The organism is Ruegeria sp. ANG-S4 (genome assembly GCF_000814005.1).
Taxonomy (GTDB): Bacteria; Pseudomonadota; Alphaproteobacteria; order Rhodobacterales; family Rhodobacteraceae; genus Ruegeria.
In genome coordinates this window covers 906,661-927,930 of sequence record NZ_JWLK01000001.1, presented here as the reverse complement: position 1 = coordinate 927,930, position 21,270 = coordinate 906,661, and the positions used below count along the sequence as shown (strand labels likewise).

Genomic DNA, 21,270 nt, shown 5'->3' with positions numbered 1-21,270 from the left:
GGTTGCATCAGGCCCACTGAACCCGACGGGCACGTTACCTGACTTTCAGTGTCGCCAGACCGATCATCGCCAGGATCAGGGAAATGATCCAGAATCGGATCACGATCGTTGGCTCAGCCCAGCCCTTCTTTTCATAATGATGGTGGATCGGTGCCATCAAGAACACCCGCTTGCCCGTGCGCTTGAAATACAGAACCTGAATAATGACGCTCAGCGCCTCGACGACGAACAATCCGCCGACGACAGCCAGTACCAGTTCGTGCTTGGTGGCAACGGCAATTGCCCCCAAAGCGCCGCCCAAGGCCAGAGACCCGGTGTCGCCCATGAACACGGCTGCCGGAGGCGCGTTGTACCACAGGAACCCAAGCCCGCCTCCAAACAAGGCTGCTGTAAATATCAGGATTTCTCCGGTTCCGGGAACATAATGCACGTCCAGATATTCGGTGAAGTCAACCCGCCCGACAGCGTAAGCGATAATGCCCAGCGTCGTGGCCGCAATCATTGCTGGCATGATCGCCAACCCGTCCAACCCGTCCGTCAGGTTGACAGCATTGGCGGCCCCCACGATCACGACGATGGAAAACGGGATATAGAAAAGCCCGAGGTTGATCAGCGTGTCCTTGAAAACCGGCAGGGCCAGTTGGTTCTGAAGATCCGCAGGGTGATGTAATGTGGCCCAAAGCGAGGCCAGAACTGCGATCAGTACACCCAAGGCAAGCCGCATCTTGCTGGACACACCTTTCGTATTCTGTTTGGACACCTTGGCATAATCGTCCGCAAATCCGATTGCGGCATAGGCCAGCGTCACAAAAAGCACCATCCAGACAAAGGGGTTGTCCCAGCGCGCCCAGATCAGGGTCGAGGTCACCAACGCGCCCACGATCAGCAATCCACCCATTGTCGGAGTGCCGGCTTTGGACAAGTGAGCCTCTGGTCCGTCGTCGCGGATCGGCTGACCCTTGCCCTGCCGCTTGCGCAACACGTTGATCAACGGCTTGCCAAAGATGAACCCAAACACCAACGCTGTCAGAAAGGCCCCACCCGCGCGGAACGTGATGTAACGGAAGAGGTTAAAGAAATCCCCTCCATCCGATAGCGCGGTCAACCAATACAGCATTACAAAACCTTTCTCACACCGGGATCACGGGCGCGTTATGAATCAAGCGCGCCCCCATGCCCCATTTTCCGCAGACCGTCAACAATGGCTGCAAGCGCCATGCTCAGCGACCCTTTGGCCAAAACCGCGTCTCCGTCTCGCACCAAGTCAGGAAGGTGATCTGCCATTTCCGCGCTGGTTTCACTCCAGAGCCCGCGTTTGTCTTCGGGCAAGGCTTGATGCAGCGCCTTCATCAAGGGACCGATGCAATGCACCTGATCGACACGTTCCATTGCACTGATCGCGGCCATGTCTGCATGCATGGCCATCTCGTGCGCCCCCAACTCTTTCATATCACCCAGAAAGGCGATACGCCGCGCGCCATGTGACGCTGCCAGAACGTCCAATGCCGCTTCCATCGATGTTGGATTTGCGTTGTAACTGTCATCGAGCAGTTCAATCTGGCCGCCCGTCTGCAACGCAATCAACTCGCGCACGCCGCGCCCTTTAACCGGCGACCAACGGCGCAGCCCATCAATTGCGCGATCCAGATCGACGCCCATCGCAACACAGGCGGCAAGCGCACCCAGGCCGTTCATCGCAAAATGGGTTCCGGCCGTGTCCACCTCGAACGCGATGGGCTGCCCACCTGCGGTGGCCGTCGCGTGAACCGAATTTGCGGATGGGTTGATCTCTCCCAGTACGTAATCAGACGCGTTTCGCCCAAACTCAACAACGTTGTATCGCTGCTTCTTTGCGCAATCGCGCAGAATATCGGCATGTTCGATATCGGCGTTCACGATGGCGGTTCCGCCTTCTGTCAGACCCTCGAATATCGCGGCTTTTTCTCGCGCGATACCAGCCACTGACTCAAATGCTTCCAGATGAACGGCCGCCACGGTCGTGACCAGCGCAACATGCGGGCGGGCTTGGCGGGCCAGCGGCGCGATCTCGCCCGGGTGGTTCATGCCGATCTCGATCACGGCGAACTCGGTGTCGCGCGGCATCCTTGCCAGTGTCAGCGGTACACCCCAGTGGTTGTTGTAACTGGCGACGCTGGCGTGGGTCCGGCCTTGCGTCTTCAAAACGCTGGCCAGCATTTCCTTGGTCGATGTCTTGCCGACACTGCCTGTTACACCGACGACGCGAGCCGCAGTTCGGTCACGCGCGGCTTGCCCAAGGTCTTCCAACGCCTTTTGCACATCATCGACAACCAGCAAAGGCGCGGTGTCATCGACGCCGTCGGGAACATGCGAAACCAGCGCAGCACCTGCACCCTTTTCAAGCGCCTGTGCAACGAAGTCATGCCCGTCCCGCGCCGCCTTCAGCGCCACAAACAGGTCGCCCGGTTGCAGGGTCCGTGTATCAATCGAAACGCCGTTTGCCTGCCACTCCTTGGTCGCGCGACCGTTGGTTGCCGCGGCAGCTTCGGCGGATGTCCAGAGCGTCATGCGACCCTCCCGTCCAAGGCAGCAACCGCTATGCTGGCCTGTTCCACGTCATCGAACGGCAGAACCTGATCACCCACAATCTGACCGGTTTCGTGCCCTTTGCCTGCAATCAACAAGGCATCGCCGGGTTGCAGGGCGTCAATTCCGCGCAGGATCGCTTCGGCCCTGTCACCGACTTCTGTCGCCTCGGGTGCGCCTTCCATGACGGCAGCACGGATCAAGGCCGGGTTTTCGCTGCGTGGGTTGTCATCGGTCACAAACACTACGTCCGCATTTTCGGCGGCAGCCTGCCCCATCAAAGGACGTTTGGTTGCATCGCGGTCGCCACCCGCCCCGACAATGGCAATCAGACGTCCCATAACATGGGGCCGCATCGCCTTGAGTGCCGTGGCGACCGCGTCAGGAGTATGGGCATAATCGACAAAAACCGCCGCGCCGTTCTCGCGGGTCGCCGCCAGTTGCATGCGACCCCTCACGGTCGCCAGATGCGGTAGGGTTTCGAAAACACGCTCCGGTTCCTCACCCCCTGCGATCACCAGCCCACAGGCCAACAGGACATTTTCCGCCTGAAATCCACCGATCAGGTTCAGGCGCGTCTGGTGCGTCTTTCCTTTCCATGCAAAGCGCAGGTCTTGCCCCGTTGCATCAAAGCGCTGGTTGAGCAGGCAGAGGTCTGCGTCATCGGATCCAACGGTCAGCACCGCCTGACCCCGCGCTTCGGCGATCTGGCGCATCCGAGCACTTTTGGGGTCGCTGACGTTGATGACCGCCGTCCCATCCTGCGGCAACACCCGGTCGAACAAGCCGGCCTTTGCCGCAAAATATGCCTCAAACGTCTCGTGGTAATCCAGATGATCCTGCGTGAAATTTGAAAAACCGGCGGCGGCCAGATGCACCCCGTCCAGTCGCCGTTGCTCAAGACCATGCGAAGACGCTTCCATCGCCGCGTGCGTCACGCCATTCTCTGCCGCCTCGGCCAGACAGCGGTGTAAGGTGATCGGTTCGGGCGTTGTATGGGCCAACGGCGCGGTCCAGGCCCCTTCGACACCGGTGGTGCCCAGATTGACCGCAGCATGTCCAAGCTCTGCCCAGATCTGGCGCACGAAGGACGCCACCGAGGTCTTGCCGTTCGTGCCAGTGACTGCAACGATCGTCTGCGGTTGTGCGCCGAACCAAAGCGCAGCAGACCCCGCCAGCGCCTGACGCGGGTCTTCAACGACAACCAATGCGGCATCAGAGCTAGCCAATTCGTCGGCGGCAATTCCGGCGCCTTCGGCATCGGTCAGGATTGCGGCTGCGCCCATGCGCAACGCATACTGAATGAATTCGCCACCATGCACGCGCGTACCGGGCAAAGCGGCAAACAGAAAACCTTCCTTCACTTCGCGGCTGTCAACCGCAAGCCCGGTTATGACCGGGTTCGCGCCGCCCCTTGCCGTCAGGGCCAATTGGCTGAGTTGCGACTTTCCTGTGCCCATGCCCACCTCTTGCCGGACAGCCTAATTCGAGGTCAGCGTTATAGCAGCGCCCGCTTCAGGCTCAAGCCGGGGGCGCAAGCCCAACAAGGGGGCCACCCGGCCGATCAATTCGGCGGCAACCGGCACCGCTGTCCAACCCGCCGTGCGGCGCTTTTCGCCGTAGGCCACGATCGAGGGTTCGTCCAGCGTGACGATCATCACGTATTTCGGGTTATGCGCCGGGAAGATGGTCGCAAATGTCGCGATGACCTTTTCATCATAATACCCGCCGCGCGGCTTTGGCTTGTCCGCTGTGCCGGTCTTACCCGCCACTTCGTATCCTGCCACATCACCGAAACTGGCTGTTCCGTCCGTTACTACCTTTCGCAGCATTTTTTGCGCTTGCTGTGCCGCGTTGTCAGACATCACGCGCGGACCGTATTGCGACCCGTTCCGACGCAGAATGGTCGGACTGACGTAATGCCCGCCGTTTGCAATCGCCGCATAGCCTGCTGCCAGATGCATTGGGCTGGTCGACAGGCCGTGGCCGTAGGAGATGGTCACTGTGCTCAGTTCGCCCCATTTCTTGGGTTTGAGCGGTTGCCCGCCTTTTGCTTCGACAATCTCGAACGGGGTGGGTTCAAACATCCCCAGCGTTTCCAGAAAATTCTGCTGCCGCTGCGCGCCGATCTGCAACGCCAACCGCCCTGTACCCCGGTTCGAGCTATGGACGATCACGTCGGCGACGCTGATTTTACCGTAATTCTTGCCGTTGAACTCTCCGATAGGGAAACGACCTATTTTCATCGGCCCCGATGTGTCGATGATCGTATTCGAGTTCACCAACCCAAGCTGGACCGCCTGTGCTGCGGTGAAGATCTTGAACACCGAGCCCAACTCGTACACGCCCTGCACATACCGATTGAAAAGCGGGCTGTCCGAGGGATCGAAGCCTGACGTCGGCGGGCGGGGGCGGTCATTCGGATCAAATGAAGGAAGCGACGCGGCCGAAATCACCTCGCCCGTATGCGCATTCATCAAGACCGCCGAAGCCCCCTTGGCGTTCATGATTTTCATGCCACCGTACAAAACCTGCTCGACTGCCGCTTGCACGGTCAGATCCAGCGACAGTTGCAGCGGTTTGTTTCCATTGGCGGGGTCGCGCAAATAGTCATCGAACTGTTTTTCAACACCGGCGACACCGATCACTTCGGCGGCGCTGACACCTTCGCGCCCGAACCCGGAACCACCCAGAATATGTGCGGCCAATTTGCCGTTGGGATACAGGCGCATCTCGCGCGGGCCGAACAGGATACCGGGATCGCCAATGTCGTGAACGGCTTGCTTCTGCTCGGGCGAAATTCGTTTCTTGATCCAAAGAAACTTACGGTTTCCGGTGAAATCCTTGACCAGACGATCGCGATCCAGATCCGGAAAGATCGCAACCAATTGATCGGCTGCCGCAGCCGGGTCAATCATCAAAGGTGGCTGGGCATATACCGAATACGTATCCAGGTTGGTGGCCAAAATACGACCTTCGCGGTCCACGATGTTGGCCCGTTGCATGGCGATGGAGGCACCAGGGGCTGAGGCCAACGGCTCTTGCGCCTCGGATGTGGCCAGCATTCCCATGCGTACGCCCACCACAGAGAAGGCGCAGAAGAAGAACAGCCCCAATACCAAAAGGCGACCTTCAGCCCGGGCCCGAGCGCGATCTTTCATGTCTTCGTGGCGCTGCCGGATATTCTCGCGCTCGATCGCTTTTGGGTTTTCGCCGCGGGCGCGGGCATCCAGAACACGGGCCAGAGGCCGAAGAGGTGTGCGGGTCATGGGATCTGCACCTCTTCATAGGCCTGAATTTCGGTGATTGCCTGCAATTCGTCAGGGCTGACGATCGGAAGATCGGGGTCTTCGCCATAAGCGATCCTGTCGGCGCGACCGAACTGTTCGGCACGCAAGGGCAGCAGACCCAACCGTTCGAAATTCAGGTCTGCCAGTTCGCGCAGTCGGTCAGGACGATTGAGATACGCCCACTCGGCGTTCAGAACCGCCAGACGTGCCTGTGCGCTGCCGATCTTGAACTGCAAGCCTTGCGTTTCTTTCAGCACCTGTTGGGTGCGGTAATTTTCCTGATAGGCCCACAAGGCGAGCCCGAATACCGACAGCGCGGTCAACACATACAGTATACTCTTCATCTTCCCCTTGCCCCCAGCTGCGGCATACCGATGGCGCGGGCCTCAATTTCCCCCGCCGGGGCATCCGTACGCACCGCGACGCGCAGCTTGGCTGAACGCGCACGCGGATTTTCCTGCAATTCCCGATCGTCCGGCCCGACGGCCTTGCGGGTCTTGAGGGTGAATTGCGGCTGATCCTGCGCCATCTCGGGCGCATAGCGGTTGGCGCGTCCCGTCTTGCCCGCACGCGATTGAAAGAACCGCTTTACCATCCGGTCCTCGATCGAATGGAAGGTTACGACCGCCAGTTGCCCGCCGGGCTTCAGCGCGCGTTCGGCTGCCATAAGTCCCTGAAACAGTTCCTCATATTCCGCGTTCACCGCGATTCTCAGACCCTGAAAGCTGCGCGTCGCCGGGTGCGATTGACCCGGTTTCGGGCGCGGCAGGCAGGACTCGATGATCTCGACCAGGCGCAGCGTTGTCGTGATTGGTTCTTCTGCCCGCGCCTTCACGATGGCCTTGGCAATTCGGCGACTGGCGCGTTCCTCGCCAAAATGGAACAGAATATCTGCCAGTTGCGCCTCGGACGCCGCGTTGACCAGATCGGCGGCGCTTTCGCCCTGCTGGCTCATGCGCATATCAAGCGGGCCGTCCTTCATGAATGAAAACCCACGCTCGGCCTGATCCAACTGCATCGACGAGACGCCAAGGTCCAGCACGATCCCATCCAGATCCTGCGCATATTCATCCATGCGAGAGAAGACACCCGGCTGCATCACCAGCCGATCACCAAAGTCACCAGCCCAGTCAGCGGCCATTTCAAAGGCCAGCGGATCACGATCGACGCCGATGACCTTCTCGGCCCCAGCCTCAAGCAGACCGCGCGTGTACCCACCCGCGCCAAACGTTCCGTCCAGCCAAACACCCGAAACCGGTGCCACGGCCGCCAGCAGCGGACGCAGAAGAACAGGTATGTGGGGTTTGTCCGATAAGGTCTGAGCGCCGGCCATGCCGTCACCCATCCCCGATGCCATCGAGGTACTGCATCGGATCGAAATCCTCGGGCAGATCGTCGAGCCAATCCTCGGCGGCGGCCAGTTCCTCGGCCTCATAGGTTTCGGGTTTCCAGATTTGGAACGTGTCACCGGCGGCTATAAAAAACGCCTCGCCTTCAAGATCGATCTTGCTGCGCAGCTTTGCGGGCAGCACGAGGCGCCCGGTTTCGTCCACATTGGTCGGGAAGGACTGACCGTGGAACATGCGCTGCAGCATCTTGCGTTCCATCGTTCCGCGTGGAAGCGCATCGATCTTGGCATCGACCTCGTCAATCGCCTGCATCGTATAGCATTCAAGGTATTTGCGGCGGTGGTCGCCATAGACAATCACAAGCTCTGGATTGTCACCGGGCTGCCAGTTCGGGTCAGAGGCTTCAAGCACACGGCGAAACGAGGCCGGGATCGACACCCTGCCCTTCGTATCCACCTTGTGGTGGCTTTCACCTCTAAACCTGCGCGCCAAGACGACTGTCCCTTTCGCTTGCGCCCCACCTCAAAATTCACGTTCCCCCCGATGAAAAACGGCGGGTTGATCTGCTGCCACTGACCAACCCGCCGCATTGACCCGCCTTGCGGGATGTCCAGCTGCGCGCGCCACCTGGGGGGATGTCTGCTCGCCCGCGCGCCGGATCTCTTTAGATGATGAAAGCGAGATGCCTGTATGAAACCTGTTTTTGTATTTTTGGTTCGGGGTCGTTTGATGCCCCTGCTGCCTCGTCCTCATCGGATGCATAAGGGATGACATGGGAATTCATGGAAATCAACAGGAAATTTGGGCACTCAATTTCAAGCCGAGATCAAGTATTACTCAAAAACACAGGAAAACGACCGGAACTGCACCATAAATTGCCGAAACCCAAAGCGCACCTACCATATATATGCGTTGTGAATTGCCCACGAATTCCCAGAAATTTTTCGAATCTTCATCGAAAAGCTCTCAAATCCGGCCCAGCGGCCCACAGAGGCAGAAAGAATCGAGCGAATTTTGGCACCCCGCAGCCCGACTCGACGCTTGCCCATGAATTCCCATGAAGGGCTTTTAAGGGCCAAACTGACCGCGCGCTTTTGCTATTTTCCGAGGCAGACCCCAACCAATTCAAACTCATACTGCCTGTTTCGCGGTCAAATGCGCCCAATTGTCGGGCAACAAATTCGGCGGGTTTTGCTGCCCCACCACACCATTGCCCCACTGTCTGTTTTTAAAAGCCCTTCTATTAGGGCGTATCGCGAGCATTTCGGGAAATTCAAACCAATCCATGCATTTGCTGCATAGCAGCATTGATGACGTGACCCATTGTGCAATTGCAGCATTTGCCTATCTTCAGTCTCAAGCAAACGCCGGGCTGGCCCGGTAAAACAAAAGACGGAACACAGATATGGCAATCGCAACAACGCATATTGCACCGAAGGACGCGCAGGCATCTGGGATCACTGCGCTGCTTGAAACGGCCAAGGCACGGTTCGCACGGTATCGCATGTATCGTCGCACGGTGGCCGAGCTGTCCGCTCTGTCAAACCGCGAACTGGCTGACCTGGGTCTGCACCGCTCGATGATCCGTCGACTGGCCATGCAGGCAGCACAAGAACACGCAGCGCAGTAAGCGCCGCACGAAACACCGAGATCAGGTCCTTCTCCTCCCATTTTGGACCTGTATTTCAGCGGCAACGTCTTCCTCCTCCCTGACGTTGCCGCACCTTATACCGGCCCTGACCGCCGGAACCTGATACATCGGGGCTCTCCTCCTCCCTGCCTCGGTGTTGAAAGAGCGTGGCGACGTCTTCCTCCTCCCTGACGTCGCCGCGTCTTCCCCATACCGGGCTCAAACCCGGGTTCGCATACATCGGGGCTTCCTCCTCCCTGCCTTGATGTAGAAAAGAACGGCGGTTCCCTCCTCCTCCCTGGGAATCGCCGTTTTTCTTTTCCAACAACGCAAAAAAGGGGCGCAAACGCCCCCGCTTCACCTGGCAAAAATATCCGGAGCGCGAGGCAGAGCCTCGCATAAAATCAAAACGGCACGTCGTCCTTGGCGGTCAGAAAGCGCGAAACCACTTTCTTCACCCCGGCCTTGTCGAAATCAACCTCGACCTTGTCGCCTTCGATCCCGGTCACTGCGCCATACCCAAACTTCTGATGAAACACCCGCTCGCCCAGCGTAAAGCTCGCCACAGCGGTCGCGTCGATCACGGTGTTGCGGCTCTCGCGCGGCTGGGACATGCCATATTGCCCCTGCCGGGCCTGCATCCGCTTCCAACCGGGCGAGTTATAGACATTCGCTTCAGCCGCTCGGGTTTCGATACTGGCGGTCACCTGACCCCCACCATAAAGGCCCGGCGGCGTCAGAACCTCCACATGATCTTCAGGCAATTCATCGATGAAGCGCGACGGCATGGAATTCTGCCACTGTCCGAACACCCGCCGGTTGGCCGCAAATGAAATCGTACAGACCTCTTCGGCGCGGGTGATACCGACATAGGCCAGCCGGCGTTCTTCTTCGAGACCCTTGATCCCGGATTCGTCCATCGAGCGTTGCGACGGGAACAGGCCATCTTCCCAGCCCGGCAGGAACACGGCGGGGAATTCCAGCCCCTTGGCCGCGTGCAGGGTCATGATCGAGACCTTGGCCCCGTCCGACTCCTGCTCGTTATCCATCACAAGGCTCACATGCTCAAGGAATCCTTGCAGATTCTCGAAATTGTCCAGCTGGTTGACCAGTTCCTTGAGGTTTTCCAGCCGCCCCGGCGCCTCAGGCGTCTTTTCGTTCTGCCAATGCGCGGTATAGCCGGATTCGTCCAAGACGATCTGCGCCAGTTCGATATGCGTATGCTCGGGTTCGCCATAGCGGATTGGTGAGACCTCATCGTCGATCACCGAGTCATCATCCACCTCGATCCGCGGACCGCGCGTCATGGCATTCCACCGCGCCAACCCGTCGATCAATTCGCGCAGCGCCTTGCCGCCCTTGCCCTTGATCAAGCCATTGTCGACCGCGATCCGAGCGCCCTCGACCAGCGACACCCCGTTCTCGCGCGCGACCACCTGAATCGTTTGCTGCGCCTTGTCGCCAAGGCCGCGTTTGGGCGTGTTCACGATCCGCTCGAAGGCCAGATCATCCTCGGGGCTGACCACCAGCCGGAAATAGGCCATGGCATCGCGAATCTCCATCCGCTCATAGAACCGAGGGCCGCCGATTACCTTGTAGGGTAGACCAATGGTTAGAAACCGATCCTCAAACGCCCGCATCTGGTGCGAGGCACGAACAAGGATGGCAATCTCGTCGAGGTTCATTGGCCGCACACCGCGCGTCCCGCCCTGCATCGCGTCGATTTCCTCGCCGATCCAGCGCGCCTCTTCCTCGCCATCCCAATGACCGATCAGGCGAACCTTTTCGCCTTCCTTTTCAGCTGTCCAAAGCTCTTTGCCCAATCGGCTTTCATTGCCGCGGATGACATTCGACGCAGCGGCGAGAATATGAGGGGTCGAGCGGTAGTTCTGTTCCAACCGCACCACGAAAGCGCCGGGAAAATCCTTTTCGAACCGAAGGATGTTGCCGACCTCGGCCCCGCGCCAGCCATAGATCGACTGATCGTCGTCACCCACGCAGCAGATGTTCTTATGACCCCCGGCCAGCAGGCGCAGCCAGAGGTATTGGGCAACGTTGGTGTCCTGATACTCGTCCACAAGGATATAGCGGAACCAACGTTGATATTGCTCCAGCACATCCGGGTGAGTCTGGAAAATCGTGACCATGTGCAGCAATAGGTCGCCGAAATCCACGGCGTTCAACTCGCGCAGGCGAGTTTGATACTGCGCGTAAAGCTCAATACCCTTGTGATTGTAGGCCCCGGCATCCGCAGCGGGCACCTTATCGGGCGTCAGCGCGCGGTTTTTCCAGTCATCGATGATGCCGGAGAGCATCCGTGCAGGCCAGCGTTTGTCATCAATATTGGCCGCCTGAACCAATTGCTTGAGCAGTCGCAGCTGATCATCGGTATCCAGAATCGTGAAATTCGACTTCAGATCGACCAGTTCCGCATGGCGGCGCAACAGCTTGACGCAGATCGCGTGGAAGGTGCCCAACCACGGCATCCCTTCGGCGGGGCGACCCAGCATGCGGCCCACACGCTCTTTCATCTCGCGCGCGGCCTTGTTGGTGAAGGTCACCGCCAGAATCTCATTCTCGCGCACCCGGTGAGTTCTGAGCAGGTGGGTGATCCGCGCGGTCAGCGCCTTGGTCTTACCGGTTCCGGCGCCGGCCAGCATCAGCACCGGACCATCCAGCCGCTCGACCGCTTCGCGCTGCGCAGGGTTGAGATCGTTGAGATACTCGGCCGAGGCTGTGGGCATCGCCCGCGCCGACAGCGATGCGCCTTCAAAGGCGTCCATTTCGTCAAAACTGCTCATGGGTCCAAACTACGCCGGATGCGCGCTAAGGGAAAGGGTTTGTTCACGGCTTGTTCACGCGAAATCTGGCAGCAAAATCGTCGCAACCCGGCACCGGCCTTTTTGATGAATTGGGGCGTCACCGCGCGTATTACGTCCATGTTCGCCGCTTGACCTGATTCGCCAACCGATTCGGTCCACTGGCCGCGATATTGATTATTCTAAATGCATGATTGATGCCGCAATGCAGCATGTGTATTAGAAAACGTGCAAATAGGCGGCGTTTGCGAGCGTTAACAGACTGGTTCTGGCCAAAACCGCTGATATACCGGCGCGTATTCTCCGCCTGAGACCAAGGCCAAACCACCAAGACCGGGACCTGTAATGACCGACTTCAAAAAAATCCTGATTGCCAACCGCGGCGAAATTGCCATCCGCGTGATGCGCGCAGCGAACGAGATGGGCAAACGCACAGTTGCGGTCTTTGCCGAGGAAGACAAGTTGGGGCTGCACCGGTTCAAAGCGGACGAGGCCTATCGCATTGGCGAGGGGTTGGGACCGGTTGCGGCCTATCTGAGCATTGATGAGATCATCCGGGTCGCAAAGGAAAGCGGCGCGGATGCGATCCATCCCGGTTATGGACTGCTGTCGGAAAACCCGGATTTCGTCGATGCCTGCGTCCAGAACGGCATCACCTTCATCGGACCAAAGGCCGAAACCATGCGCGCGCTTGGCGACAAGGCCAGCGCCCGGAAGGTGGCGATTGCCGCTGATGTCCCGGTGATCCCGGCGACCGAAGTTCTGGGCGACGACATGGCCGCGATCAAGGCCGAAGCGGCCGAAATCGGCTATCCCCTGATGCTGAAGGCCAGTTGGGGCGGCGGCGGGCGCGGGATGCGTCCGATCCTGTCCGAGGATGAGCTGGAAGAGAAGGTTCTGGAAGGCCGTCGCGAGGCTGAGGCCGCCTTTGGCAATGGCGAGGGGTATCTGGAAAAGATGATCACCCGCGCCCGGCATGTCGAGGTGCAGATTCTGGGCGACAAGCATGATGAGATCTATCACCTGTACGAACGCGATTGCTCGGTCCAGCGGCGCAATCAGAAAGTCGTTGAGCGCGCCCCGGCCCCGTATCTGACCGAGGCGCAACGCGCCGAGATTTGCGAGCTGGGTCGCCGCATCTGTGCCCATGTGAATTATGAATGCGCGGGCACGGTCGAGTTCCTGATGGATATGGAGACCAGCAAGTTTTACTTCATCGAGGTGAACCCGCGCGTGCAGGTGGAACATACCGTCACCGAGGAAGTCACCGGTATCGACATCGTGCAGGCGCAGATCCTGATCGCAGAGGGCAAGACGCTGGCCGAAGCCACTGGTAAAGCCAGCCAGGATGACATTCGCCTGAATGGTCACGCCTTGCAGACGCGGGTCACGACCGAAGATCCCCTGAACAATTTCATTCCCGACTATGGCCGCATCACCGCCTATCGCTCGGCCACCGGCATGGGTATCCGTCTGGATGGCGGTACGGCCTATGCGGGCGGGGTGATCACCCGGTACTACGACTCGCTGCTGACCAAGGTCACCGCCTGGGCGCCAACGCCCGAGAAGGCGATCGCCCGGATGGACCGTGCGCTGCGCGAGTTCCGCGTGCGCGGTGTTTCGACCAACATCGCCTTTGTCGAGAACCTGCTGAAACACCCGACCTTCCTGTCGAATGAATACACCACCAAGTTCATCGATGAGACGCCGGACCTGTTCCACTTCAAGAAGCGCCGTGACCGGGGTACCAAGGTTCTAAACTATATCGCGGATATCACCGTGAACGGGCATCCCGAGACCAAGGACCGCCCGACGCCGCGCCCCGATCTGAAAGAGGCGCGCGCGCCCGCATTGAAGGCCGAGCCACAGATGGGTACCCGCAACCTGCTGGAGCAGAAGGGTCCGCAGGCGGTGGCCGACTGGATGAAGGCGCAGCGTCAGTTGCTGATCACCGATACCACCATGCGGGATGGGCACCAGTCGCTGCTGGCAACCCGGATGCGGTCGATCGACATGATCAAGGTGGCCCCGACCTATGCGGCGAACCTGCCACAGCTGTTCTCAGTCGAATGCTGGGGTGGCGCGACCTTCGACGTGGCCTATCGCTTTTTGCAGGAATGCCCCTGGCAGCGCCTGCGCGATCTGCGCGAGGCGATGCCGAACCTGATGACCCAGATGCTGCTGCGTGGGGCGAACGGGGTGGGTTACACCAACTACCCCGACAACGTGGTGCAGGAATTCGTCCGGCAGGCGTCGCAGAATATCGACGTGTTCCGCGTGTTCGACTCGCTCAACTGGGTCGAAAACATGCGCGTCGCGATGGATGCGGTTGTCGAGAACGGCAAAATCTGTGAAGGCACTGTCTGCTATACGGGCGACATTCTGGACCCGGACCGCGCAAAGTACGACCTGAAATACTATGTCGGCATGGCGAAAGAACTGCGCGACGCAGGTGCGCATGTTCTGGGGCTGAAGGATATGGCGGGGCTGCTGAAGCCGGCCTCAGCACGCGTTCTGATACGGGCGCTGAAGGAAGAGGTTGGCCTGCCGATCCATTTCCACACCCATGACACCGCGGGCATCGCCAGCGCCACCATTCTGGCGGCGTCCGAGGCCGGTGTGGATGCGGTGGATTGCGCGATGGATGCGTTTTCGGGCAACACCTCGCAGGCAACGCTGGGCACCGTGGTCGAGGCTTTGCGCCACACCGAGCGGGACACCGGGCTGGACATCAAGGCGATCCGCGAGATCAGCGATTATTTTGAGGCGGTCCGCGGTCAGTACGCGGCCTTTGAGTCGGGTCTGCAAGCCCCGGCCTCCGAGGTTTATCTGCACGAAATGCCGGGTGGTCAGTTCACCAACCTCAAGGCACAGGCGCGATCTTTGGGACTTGAGGAGCGGTGGCACGAAGTGGCGCAGATGTATGCCGACGTGAACCAGATGTTCGGCGATATCGTCAAGGTCACACCCTCGTCTAAAGTGGTTGGCGACATGGCGCTGATGATGGTCAGCCAGGGCCTGAGCCGTGCGGATGTCGAAAATCCGGGCACCGATGTGGCGTTCCCCGATTCTGTGATCGACATGATGCGCGGCAATCTGGGTCAGCCTCCGGGCGGATTCCCCGAGACCATCATCCACAAGGTTCTGAAAGACGAAGCCCCCAATACCGAGCGCCCCGGCAAGCATGTCGAAGCGGTCGATCTTGAGGCCGTGCGCACCGAACTGTCCAGTCAGCTTGAGGGTATGGATGTCGATGACGAGGATCTGAACGGCTATCTGATGTATCCCAAGGTGTTTCTGGATTACATGGGCCGCCACCGCACCTATGGTCCGGTGCGCACCCTGCCGACGCGAACTTTCTTCTACGGCATGGAGCCGGGCGAAGAGATCACCGCCGAGATCGATCCGGGCAAGACGCTGGAAATCCGTTGTCAGGCAATTGGCGAAACGGATGAAAACGGCGAAGTGCGCGTGTTCTTCGAACTCAACGGCCAGCCGCGCGTGATCCGGGTGCCGAACCGGATGGTCAAAGCCTCAACCGCCCAGCGTCCGAAGGCCGAGGTTGGAAACCCCAACCATATCGGTGCGCCGATGCCCGGGGTTGTCGCCACCGTCGCCGCCGTGGCCGGGCAAGAAGTCAAGGAAGGTGATCTGCTGCTGACGATCGAGGCCATGAAAATGGAAACCGGTATCCACGCCGAGCGCGACGCGGTTGTCAAAGCCGTCCACGTCCAACCCGGCGGCCAGATCGATGCGAAAGACCTGCTTGTCGAACTGGAATAGACCGGGTTTTCGGTTACATCTTAAGGGTCGCGCCAATACGGCGCGGCCCTTTTTCGTACCCTGAGGAGGCTCACATGCTGACCATTACACCCATCTACGCCGCTCTCCTTGCGTTTTTGTATGTCGCGCTCAGCGTGAACGTCATTCGGCAACGGCGCGACGGTAAAATATCGGTTGGCGATCATGGCGATAAGGCGATGATCAAGGCCATGCGGACGCAGGCAAATTGCGTTGAATACGCGCCTTTTGCGCTGTTGCTGATCGCGATGGTCGAGTTGCAGGGCGCGGGCGGATGGCTTGTGAGCCTGTTGGGCCTGTCGCTGTTGGCAGGGCGGTTGATGCACGCCTATGGGTTTGGCAAAACGCCACAGATCATGATCTTCCGCCAGATCGGCATGATGCTGACATTCGCGGCCATTCTGATCGCTGCGGTTTCAAGCCTTATTCTGGCGCTGTGAGGCGGTCGCCGAATTCTAACCCAATTGAGCGTACCAAACGCCCTGATCCGCCCTGATCAGGTGCGATTGATCCTCTTTGTTTTCGAATTTCGAAACGACGACCACCAGCAGGATCATCGCGCCCAAGGCTATGGCCTTTATATCTGAGACATCCATCATCGTTTCACCACCCTGCTCAGCATGTTTGCGTTCTTGTCTCTTTTGAACGCATCAGGCGCCGGTTTCCGTCGAAAGAAATTTGGCGAGGCCCGACATTTTCCTCTTGCAGGCATGCGTGGGAGTTTATACATCCCTCCTCACTCAACGGCGCGGGCGTAGCTCAGGGGTAGAGCATAACCTTGCCAAGGTTAGGGTCGGGCGTTCGAATCGCCTCGCCCGCTCCATTGAGAGGTCATTGGCCGACATATGTATCTGATGCGGGCGTAGCTCAGGGGTAGAGCATAACCTTGCCAAGGTTAGGGTCGGGCGTTCGAATCGCCTCGCCCGCTCCAGATACAAACCATCCGAACATACTGGTTCTTTACGGGGCGTTGCGCCATTCTGATCGCGCAATCTGTAAGGGAGTCTGTTCATGTCGAATTACACCATCCGCGCGCTGAGCCAGGCCGAAGTGCAGCACTCGGTCGATTGGGCCGGGCGCGAGGGATGGAATCCCGGCGTGCATGATGCGGACTGCTTTTATCCAACCGACCCCAGCGGGTTCTTGGGCGGGTTTCTGGATAGCGAGATGATCGCTTCGGTTTCCGCGGTGAATTACGACGACAGCTTTTCTTTTCTGGGGTTTTACATCGTCCGGCCCGAGTTCCGCCATCACGGTCACGGACTTGAGATTGCCGGGCATGCGCTGGCGCATTGCGAAGGGCGCAACATGGGGCTGGATGGCGTGGTCGAACAACAGGACAACTATCGCAAATCCGGTTTCACCTTTGCATACAAAAACTACCGGTTTGCCGGCACAAAACACCGGATGCTGGCCAAGCTTGAGACCGACCCGAACAGCCACATCACGGACCTGACCCGTGCCTCGGACGCGCTGAAAGCCTATGATCGCGCGCTGTTCCCGGCCCCGCGCAACCTGTTTCTGGACAGTTGGTTGAGCGCCTACAGTCATGTGTCAAAGGTCTATACCGAAAACGGCAGGATCAGGGGCTATGCCACGCTGCGCCCCTGTTTGACCGGCTATAAGATCGGCCCGCTGTTTGCAGACACAACCGAAATAGCGCGGGACTTGCTGGCGGCTGTTCTCTTGGCGATACCCGAGGACCACAACGCGCATGAGATTTTTGTCGACATGCCGCAGCCCAATGCAGCGGCCTTCGCGCTGGCTCAGGAACTTGGGCTGGATAGAGTCTTTGAAACGGCGCGGATGTATTCCGATCACGAACCGGATATCGATCTGGACCGGATCTTTGGCGTCACCACGTTTGAGTTGGGTTAGAACGCCTTGAACGTCATCGTGGTCAGCGAACGTTCGATATTGGGGATCACCAGCAGGTTTTCGTTGATGTAGTGCCCCACATCCTCGGTTTCGGGGATATAGAGCTTCAGCAGCAGGTCATATTCACCACTGGTCGAATAGAGCTCGGAATGGATTTCGCGCAGGGCGATCTCTTCGGCCACTTTATAGGTGGTGCCGGGTTTGCAGCGGATCTGGATGAATACGCAGGTGGACATGGGCCGGGCCTTGTTGGTTCGTGTTGCGCGCAGGCTGGCACGGGCGGCGCGTGGGCGCAATCCCCTGCAACAGTTTGCAGCCGAAGGTGTCAAGCGGTCTGGATATGCCTGCCCTTCCGCGTCTATAAGCGCGCCTGTAGCAAAAGGAATTCGCCCATGCGCAGCGCAAAGATCAGCCGTCAGACCGCCGAGACCGAAATCTCGGTCGAGGTCAATCTGGACGGCACCGGCCAGTATGACAACCAGACCGGCGTCGGGTTCTTTGATCATATGCTGGACCAGTTGGCGCGGCATTCGCTGATCGACATGACGATCCGCGCCAAGGGCGATTACCACATCGACGACCACCATACGGTCGAGGATACCGGCATCGCACTGGGTCAGGCTTTGGCCGAGGCTCTGGGCGACAAGAAAGGCATTCGGCGCTATGGTGAATGCCATTTGCCGATGGATGATGCGCAGGTGCGCTGTGCGCTGGACCTGTCGGGCCGTCCCTACCTGATCTGGAACGTAGACCTGCCCACGCCAAAGATCGGCACGTTCGACACCGAACTGGTGCGCGAGTTCTTTCAGGCGCTCAGCACGCATGGTGGCATCACCCTGCATATCAACCAGCTGCACGGCTTCAACAGCCATCACATCGCCGAGGCCGCCTTTAAGGCAGTCGCACGCGCGCTGCGGCTGGCGGTTGAAACCGACCCGCGCAAGGCGGACGCGATCCCGTCCACCAAGGGCGCACTGTAAGCGCAGCCCGAAAAGAGGGCACCGGTTTTCGGGCAAGCTGCGCGCAGAAAGGATTCAGATGCTGACAGCCATCATTGACTATGAAAGCGGCAATCTGCACTCGGCAGAGAAAGCGTTTCAGCGCATGGCGCGCGAGGTGGACGCGGGCGAGGTTGTCGTGACCTCGGATGCTGATGTCGTTGCGCGGGCGGATCGGCTGGTTTTGCCCGGTGATGGCGCTTTCCCCGCCTGCGCGGCAGAGTTGCGCGGCCATAAGGGCATCTATGACGCGATGGTCGAGGCGGTCGAGCAAAAAGCCCGCCCGTTTCTGGGCATCTGCGTCGGGATGCAACTGATGGCGACCAAGGGGCATGAATATACCGAGGCCGACGGTCTGGATTGGGTTGCCGGTGATGTCGTCAGGATCGAGCCATCGGACAGCACGCTAAAAGTGCCGCATATGGGCTGGAACGATCTGGTTCTGGAAAGCGATCACCCGGTCTTTGACGGGGTGAAATCGGGCGATCACACCTATTTCGTGCATTCCTACCACTTCCGCGTCAGCGATCCGGCACAGCGGCTGGCCTATGTGGAGTATGGGCAGGAAGTCACGGCCGTGATTGGCCGCGACACGATGGTCGGAATGCAGTTCCACCCGGAAAAAAGCCAGGATGTGGGCCTGCGGATGATCAGGAACTTCCTGACCTGGACGCCCTGAGCGACTACTGAACGCGCGTCCAGGTTTGACCCTTACAAACCAGACCACCAGCAACGCAGCCTTTGACCGTCAGCTTATTCTGACTGTCCAGCGTCATTTTTGACTTGTAGGTCTTGTCACTCTCCGGGTCCCAAATCTGGCCGTTGTCGTAGCTCCCGCCGCCTTCGGGCACCATGTCCCAGATGATCTGTTTACCGAGATTTTCGTATTCCAGGTTCTGGTTGCCGTCGGCGCTGAATGCGCTGTCGATGGTACCGCAAACCGCGCTGCCGCATTCGGAAATCGAGACATGCAGGTAGCCGCCTGTTTCGCCAGCGGCGGTTTTCCAAAGACCGTCAACCGGATCGGCCGCATACGCGCTGGTTGCCATCGCAGTAAGACCCGCCGCAAGAATAAGTTTCTTCATGATGTTCTCCCTGTATTGTTGTCAGTCTGACCTGCCTGTCGGCGTCGGGCAAGAATGACTTGGCGTCGCGTTGCATCCCCTGCCCCGCTTGTGCGATATGCCGCGCATGTAACAGAGATATAGGGCCGCCCGACATGATCCTCTACCCCGCTATCGACCTAAAAGACGGCCAGGCCGTGCGCCTGCTGCGCGGTGAAATGGACAAGGCGACCGTCTTTAACGATGATCCCGCGGCGCAGGCCCGCGCTTTTGTCGAGGCCGGGTGCGAATGGCTGCATCTGGTGGACCTGAACGGGGCCTTTGCGGGCGCGCCGGTCAATGCCGCCCCGGTCGAGGCCATCCTGAAAGCCTGCAACGTACCCGCGCAGCTGGGCGGTGGTATCCGCGACATGGCAACGATCGAGGCGTGGATCGACAAAGGTCTGGCGCGCGTCATTCTGGGCACGGTTGCGGTCGAAAACCCCGAGCTTGTACGCGAAGCGGCCAAGGCTTTTCCCGGCAAGGTCGCCGTGGGCATCGATGCCCGTAATGGTTTGGTCGCCACCAAGGGCTGGGCCGAAGAAACGGATGTGCAGGTCACGGACCTCGCCCGCAGTTTCGAGGACGCGGGCGTTGCCGCGATCATCTACACCGACATTAACCGCGATGGTGCGATGCAGGGCCCGAATATAGATGCCACTGCCGCGCTGGCACAGGCGGTTGATATTCCCGTCATCGCATCCGGCGGCGTGTCTTCGATTGCCGACCTGATCGCCCTGCGCGATTGTGGCGCAGGCCTGAACGGTGCGATTTCGGGCCGTGCGCTGTATGATGGGGCGATTGATCTGAAAGAGGCGCTGATGGCGCTCGGAGAGCACCCAGATGTTTAAAGCACGCGTGAAACGATCCGAGCTTCCCGCCAAAAGCCTGCTGCATAAGCGCCGGGCGGATGGTGATTTTCTGGACTGCTACAGCGTCGCATCGGACCTGCCCCCGCGTCAGGCCGCAGAGATCATCACTCGCTTTCCCGCGTGGGCCGAGGCCCTGCTGCGTTTGCGCGGCATATTGGTGGCACCATTCGGGCTGAGTAAATCCGGGCCCGAGGCCACCGATAAATTGGGCATATTTCCGGTTGAACACGATGACGAGACCGAGGTGATCGCCGGGTTCAACGACCGGCACCTCGATTTCCGGGTTTCGGTAATGTCGGATAACGGACGGATTTCGCTCGCCACATGGGTGCATCGGCACAATCTGGGTGGGCGCTTGTATCTTGCAGCGATCATGCCGTTTCACATCCTGATCGCGCGCAATGCGCTTGCGCGGGTGCGCCGCGCAAGCACCTGACACCGCGCCGGATCAGCCCGCAGCGGCGGCTGTGAGGTTTTTCAATGCGCCGCGCATTTTCTCGATGACCGGTGAATTCTCGACCTCATCGAGCTCATCCATCGTTTCTTTCGGATCCTCATAGGCCAGCCAGACCTGACCATTTGCATCCTCATAAGCCTGCACCTTGAGCGGCAGGAACAGCCCGGCGCGCGGATCGATCTGCATCGCGGGCGTGCCAAGCGCCGGGTTGCCGAAAATCAGAACCTGATTGGGCGGGATCGGCGTACCGACTTTTTCCGCCCCCGCTGCATGGTCCACACGGGCGAAGACGGTTGCGCCTGCATTTCCAACCGCGGCTTCCAGCGCATCCAGCGCCTCGGCCACGGATTTGTCGGTTTGTACCTTGATGATGTCGTCAGCCATGGCGGACAGGGTGCCTCCAAACGTGAGCAGTGAAGCCAGCAGAAGATGTTTCATATCAGAATTCCTTTTGGTGAATTTCATCCCTAATTTCCATGGCTTCGCGGCAGATCACAATCACAAGTCT

The 21,270-nt window shown here is 59.3% G+C and carries 20 protein-coding genes and 2 tRNA genes; 10 read left to right on the top strand and 12 right to left on the bottom strand.

Features of this window, described 5'->3' with window-relative positions; translation table 11 throughout:
* Positions 1 to 34: 34 nt before the first annotated feature.
* The 7 genes from mraY to mraZ are packed head-to-tail and all read right to left on the bottom strand — an operon-like array spanning position 35 to position 7,660.
* The gene (gene mraY / locus RA28_RS04715) at positions 35 to 1,117 is read right to left on the bottom strand and encodes a phospho-N-acetylmuramoyl-pentapeptide-transferase (RefSeq protein WP_039524147.1); all 1,083 of its coding nucleotides are present in this window, start codon (positions 1,115 to 1,117) and stop codon (positions 35 to 37) included.
* Between the two features lie 35 nt (positions 1,118 to 1,152).
* Positions 1,153 to 2,547 carry a UDP-N-acetylmuramoyl-tripeptide--D-alanyl-D-alanine ligase gene (locus RA28_RS04710; RefSeq protein ID WP_039524146.1) on the bottom strand — a complete coding sequence of 465 codons (1,395 nt, stop codon included), beginning with the start codon at positions 2,545 to 2,547 and terminating at the stop codon, positions 1,153 to 1,155.
* On the bottom strand, positions 2,544 to 4,025 hold the full coding sequence (locus RA28_RS04705) for a UDP-N-acetylmuramoyl-L-alanyl-D-glutamate--2,6-diaminopimelate ligase (protein ID WP_039524145.1): 1,482 nt from the start codon (positions 4,023 to 4,025) through the stop codon (positions 2,544 to 2,546). Before RA28_RS04705 ends, RA28_RS04710 begins: the two co-directional genes overlap by 4 nt.
* A gap of 21 nt (positions 4,026 to 4,046) precedes the next feature.
* Positions 4,047 to 5,834 (bottom strand): peptidoglycan D,D-transpeptidase FtsI family protein, encoded by a 1,788-nt coding sequence (locus tag RA28_RS04700; RefSeq protein WP_039524144.1) that lies wholly within the window; start codon positions 5,832 to 5,834, stop codon positions 4,047 to 4,049.
* Positions 5,831 to 6,199, bottom strand: a complete 369-nt coding sequence (gene ftsL / locus RA28_RS04695; RefSeq protein WP_039524143.1) for a cell division protein FtsL — start codon at positions 6,197 to 6,199, stop codon at positions 5,831 to 5,833. Before ftsL ends, RA28_RS04700 begins: the two co-directional genes overlap by 4 nt.
* Entirely contained in the window at positions 6,196 to 7,188 is a 993-nt protein-coding gene (gene rsmH / locus RA28_RS04690; RefSeq protein ID WP_039525814.1) for a 16S rRNA (cytosine(1402)-N(4))-methyltransferase RsmH, read from the bottom strand. Before rsmH ends, ftsL begins: the two co-directional genes overlap by 4 nt.
* A 4-nt stretch (positions 7,189 to 7,192) precedes the next feature.
* Positions 7,193 to 7,660 (bottom strand): division/cell wall cluster transcriptional repressor MraZ, encoded by a 468-nt coding sequence (gene mraZ / locus RA28_RS04685; RefSeq protein ID WP_241481061.1) that lies wholly within the window; start codon positions 7,658 to 7,660, stop codon positions 7,193 to 7,195.
* A 949-nt stretch (positions 7,661 to 8,609) separates the two neighbouring features.
* Here mraZ and RA28_RS04680 point away from each other — a divergent pair.
* A complete protein-coding gene (locus tag RA28_RS04680) occupies positions 8,610 to 8,834 on the top strand; it encodes a DUF1127 domain-containing protein (RefSeq protein ID WP_039524142.1) in 225 nt (74 codons plus the stop codon).
* A gap of 404 nt (positions 8,835 to 9,238) precedes the next feature.
* Here RA28_RS04680 and RA28_RS04675 read toward each other — a convergent pair whose 3' ends face one another.
* Positions 9,239 to 11,635 (bottom strand): ATP-dependent helicase, encoded by a 2,397-nt coding sequence (locus RA28_RS04675; RefSeq protein WP_039524141.1) that lies wholly within the window; start codon positions 11,633 to 11,635, stop codon positions 9,239 to 9,241.
* A 363-nt stretch (positions 11,636 to 11,998) separates the two neighbouring features.
* Between RA28_RS04675 and RA28_RS04670 the strand changes: the two genes are divergently transcribed.
* On the top strand, positions 11,999 to 15,436 hold the full coding sequence (locus tag RA28_RS04670) for a pyruvate carboxylase (protein WP_039524140.1): 3,438 nt from the start codon (positions 11,999 to 12,001) through the stop codon (positions 15,434 to 15,436).
* Positions 15,437 to 15,510: 74 nt separating this feature from the next.
* Positions 15,511 to 15,894, top strand: coding sequence for an MAPEG family protein (locus RA28_RS04665; RefSeq protein WP_082029720.1), 384 nt, complete (start codon positions 15,511 to 15,513; stop codon positions 15,892 to 15,894).
* Positions 15,895 to 15,909: 15 nt separating this feature from the next.
* Here RA28_RS04665 and RA28_RS22770 read toward each other — a convergent pair whose 3' ends face one another.
* Entirely contained in the window at positions 15,910 to 16,053 is a 144-nt protein-coding gene (locus tag RA28_RS22770; RefSeq protein WP_193747350.1) for a hypothetical protein, read from the bottom strand.
* Positions 16,054 to 16,202: 149 nt separating this feature from the next.
* On the opposite strand from RA28_RS22770, the gene RA28_RS04660 reads away from it, so the two are divergent.
* The 3 genes from RA28_RS04660 (at position 16,203) to RA28_RS04650 (ending at position 17,332) form a co-directional block, all read left to right on the top strand.
* Positions 16,203 to 16,277: transfer RNA gene (locus tag RA28_RS04660), tRNA-Gly, on the top strand.
* 33 nt (positions 16,278 to 16,310) lie between these two features.
* Positions 16,311 to 16,385, top strand: a tRNA-Gly gene (locus RA28_RS04655).
* An 80-nt stretch (positions 16,386 to 16,465) separates the two neighbouring features.
* A complete protein-coding gene (locus tag RA28_RS04650) occupies positions 16,466 to 17,332 on the top strand; it encodes a GNAT family N-acetyltransferase (protein WP_039524139.1) in 867 nt (288 codons plus the stop codon).
* Here RA28_RS04650 and RA28_RS04645 read toward each other — a convergent pair.
* Positions 17,329 to 17,568: an Lrp/AsnC family transcriptional regulator gene (locus RA28_RS04645; RefSeq protein WP_039525804.1), complete on the bottom strand. Its 240-nt coding sequence runs from the start codon at positions 17,566 to 17,568 to the stop codon at positions 17,329 to 17,331. The genes RA28_RS04650 and RA28_RS04645 overlap by 4 nt on opposite strands.
* Positions 17,569 to 17,724: 156 nt before the next feature.
* On the opposite strand from RA28_RS04645, the gene hisB reads away from it, so the two are divergent.
* Together hisB and hisH are read left to right on the top strand one after the other, a co-directional pair.
* Entirely contained in the window at positions 17,725 to 18,312 is a 588-nt protein-coding gene (gene hisB / locus RA28_RS04640; protein ID WP_039524138.1) for an imidazoleglycerol-phosphate dehydratase HisB, read from the top strand.
* A gap of 58 nt (positions 18,313 to 18,370) precedes the next feature.
* Entirely contained in the window at positions 18,371 to 19,009 is a 639-nt protein-coding gene (gene hisH / locus RA28_RS04635; protein WP_039524137.1) for an imidazole glycerol phosphate synthase subunit HisH, read from the top strand.
* 4 nt (positions 19,010 to 19,013) lie between these two features.
* Here hisH and RA28_RS04630 read toward each other — a convergent pair whose 3' ends face one another.
* Positions 19,014 to 19,415, bottom strand: a complete 402-nt coding sequence (locus RA28_RS04630; RefSeq protein WP_039524136.1) for a DUF2147 domain-containing protein — start codon at positions 19,413 to 19,415, stop codon at positions 19,014 to 19,016.
* A 134-nt stretch (positions 19,416 to 19,549) separates the two neighbouring features.
* Here RA28_RS04630 and hisA point away from each other — a divergent pair, with 134 nt between their 5' ends.
* Together hisA and RA28_RS04620 are read left to right on the top strand one after the other, a co-directional pair.
* The gene (hisA, locus tag RA28_RS04625) at positions 19,550 to 20,284 is read left to right on the top strand and encodes a 1-(5-phosphoribosyl)-5-[(5-phosphoribosylamino)methylideneamino]imidazole-4-carboxamide isomerase (RefSeq protein ID WP_039524135.1); all 735 of its coding nucleotides are present in this window, start codon (positions 19,550 to 19,552) and stop codon (positions 20,282 to 20,284) included.
* Positions 20,277 to 20,741, top strand: coding sequence for a DUF2867 domain-containing protein (locus tag RA28_RS04620; RefSeq protein ID WP_039524134.1), 465 nt, complete (start codon positions 20,277 to 20,279; stop codon positions 20,739 to 20,741). Before hisA ends, RA28_RS04620 begins: the two co-directional genes overlap by 8 nt.
* Positions 20,742 to 20,753: 12 nt before the next feature.
* Here the strand turns inward: RA28_RS04620 and RA28_RS04615 are convergent, their stop codons facing one another.
* A complete protein-coding gene (locus tag RA28_RS04615; protein WP_039525801.1) occupies positions 20,754 to 21,200 on the bottom strand; it encodes a DUF302 domain-containing protein in 447 nt (148 codons plus the stop codon).
* Positions 21,201 to 21,270 lie beyond the last annotated feature (70 nt).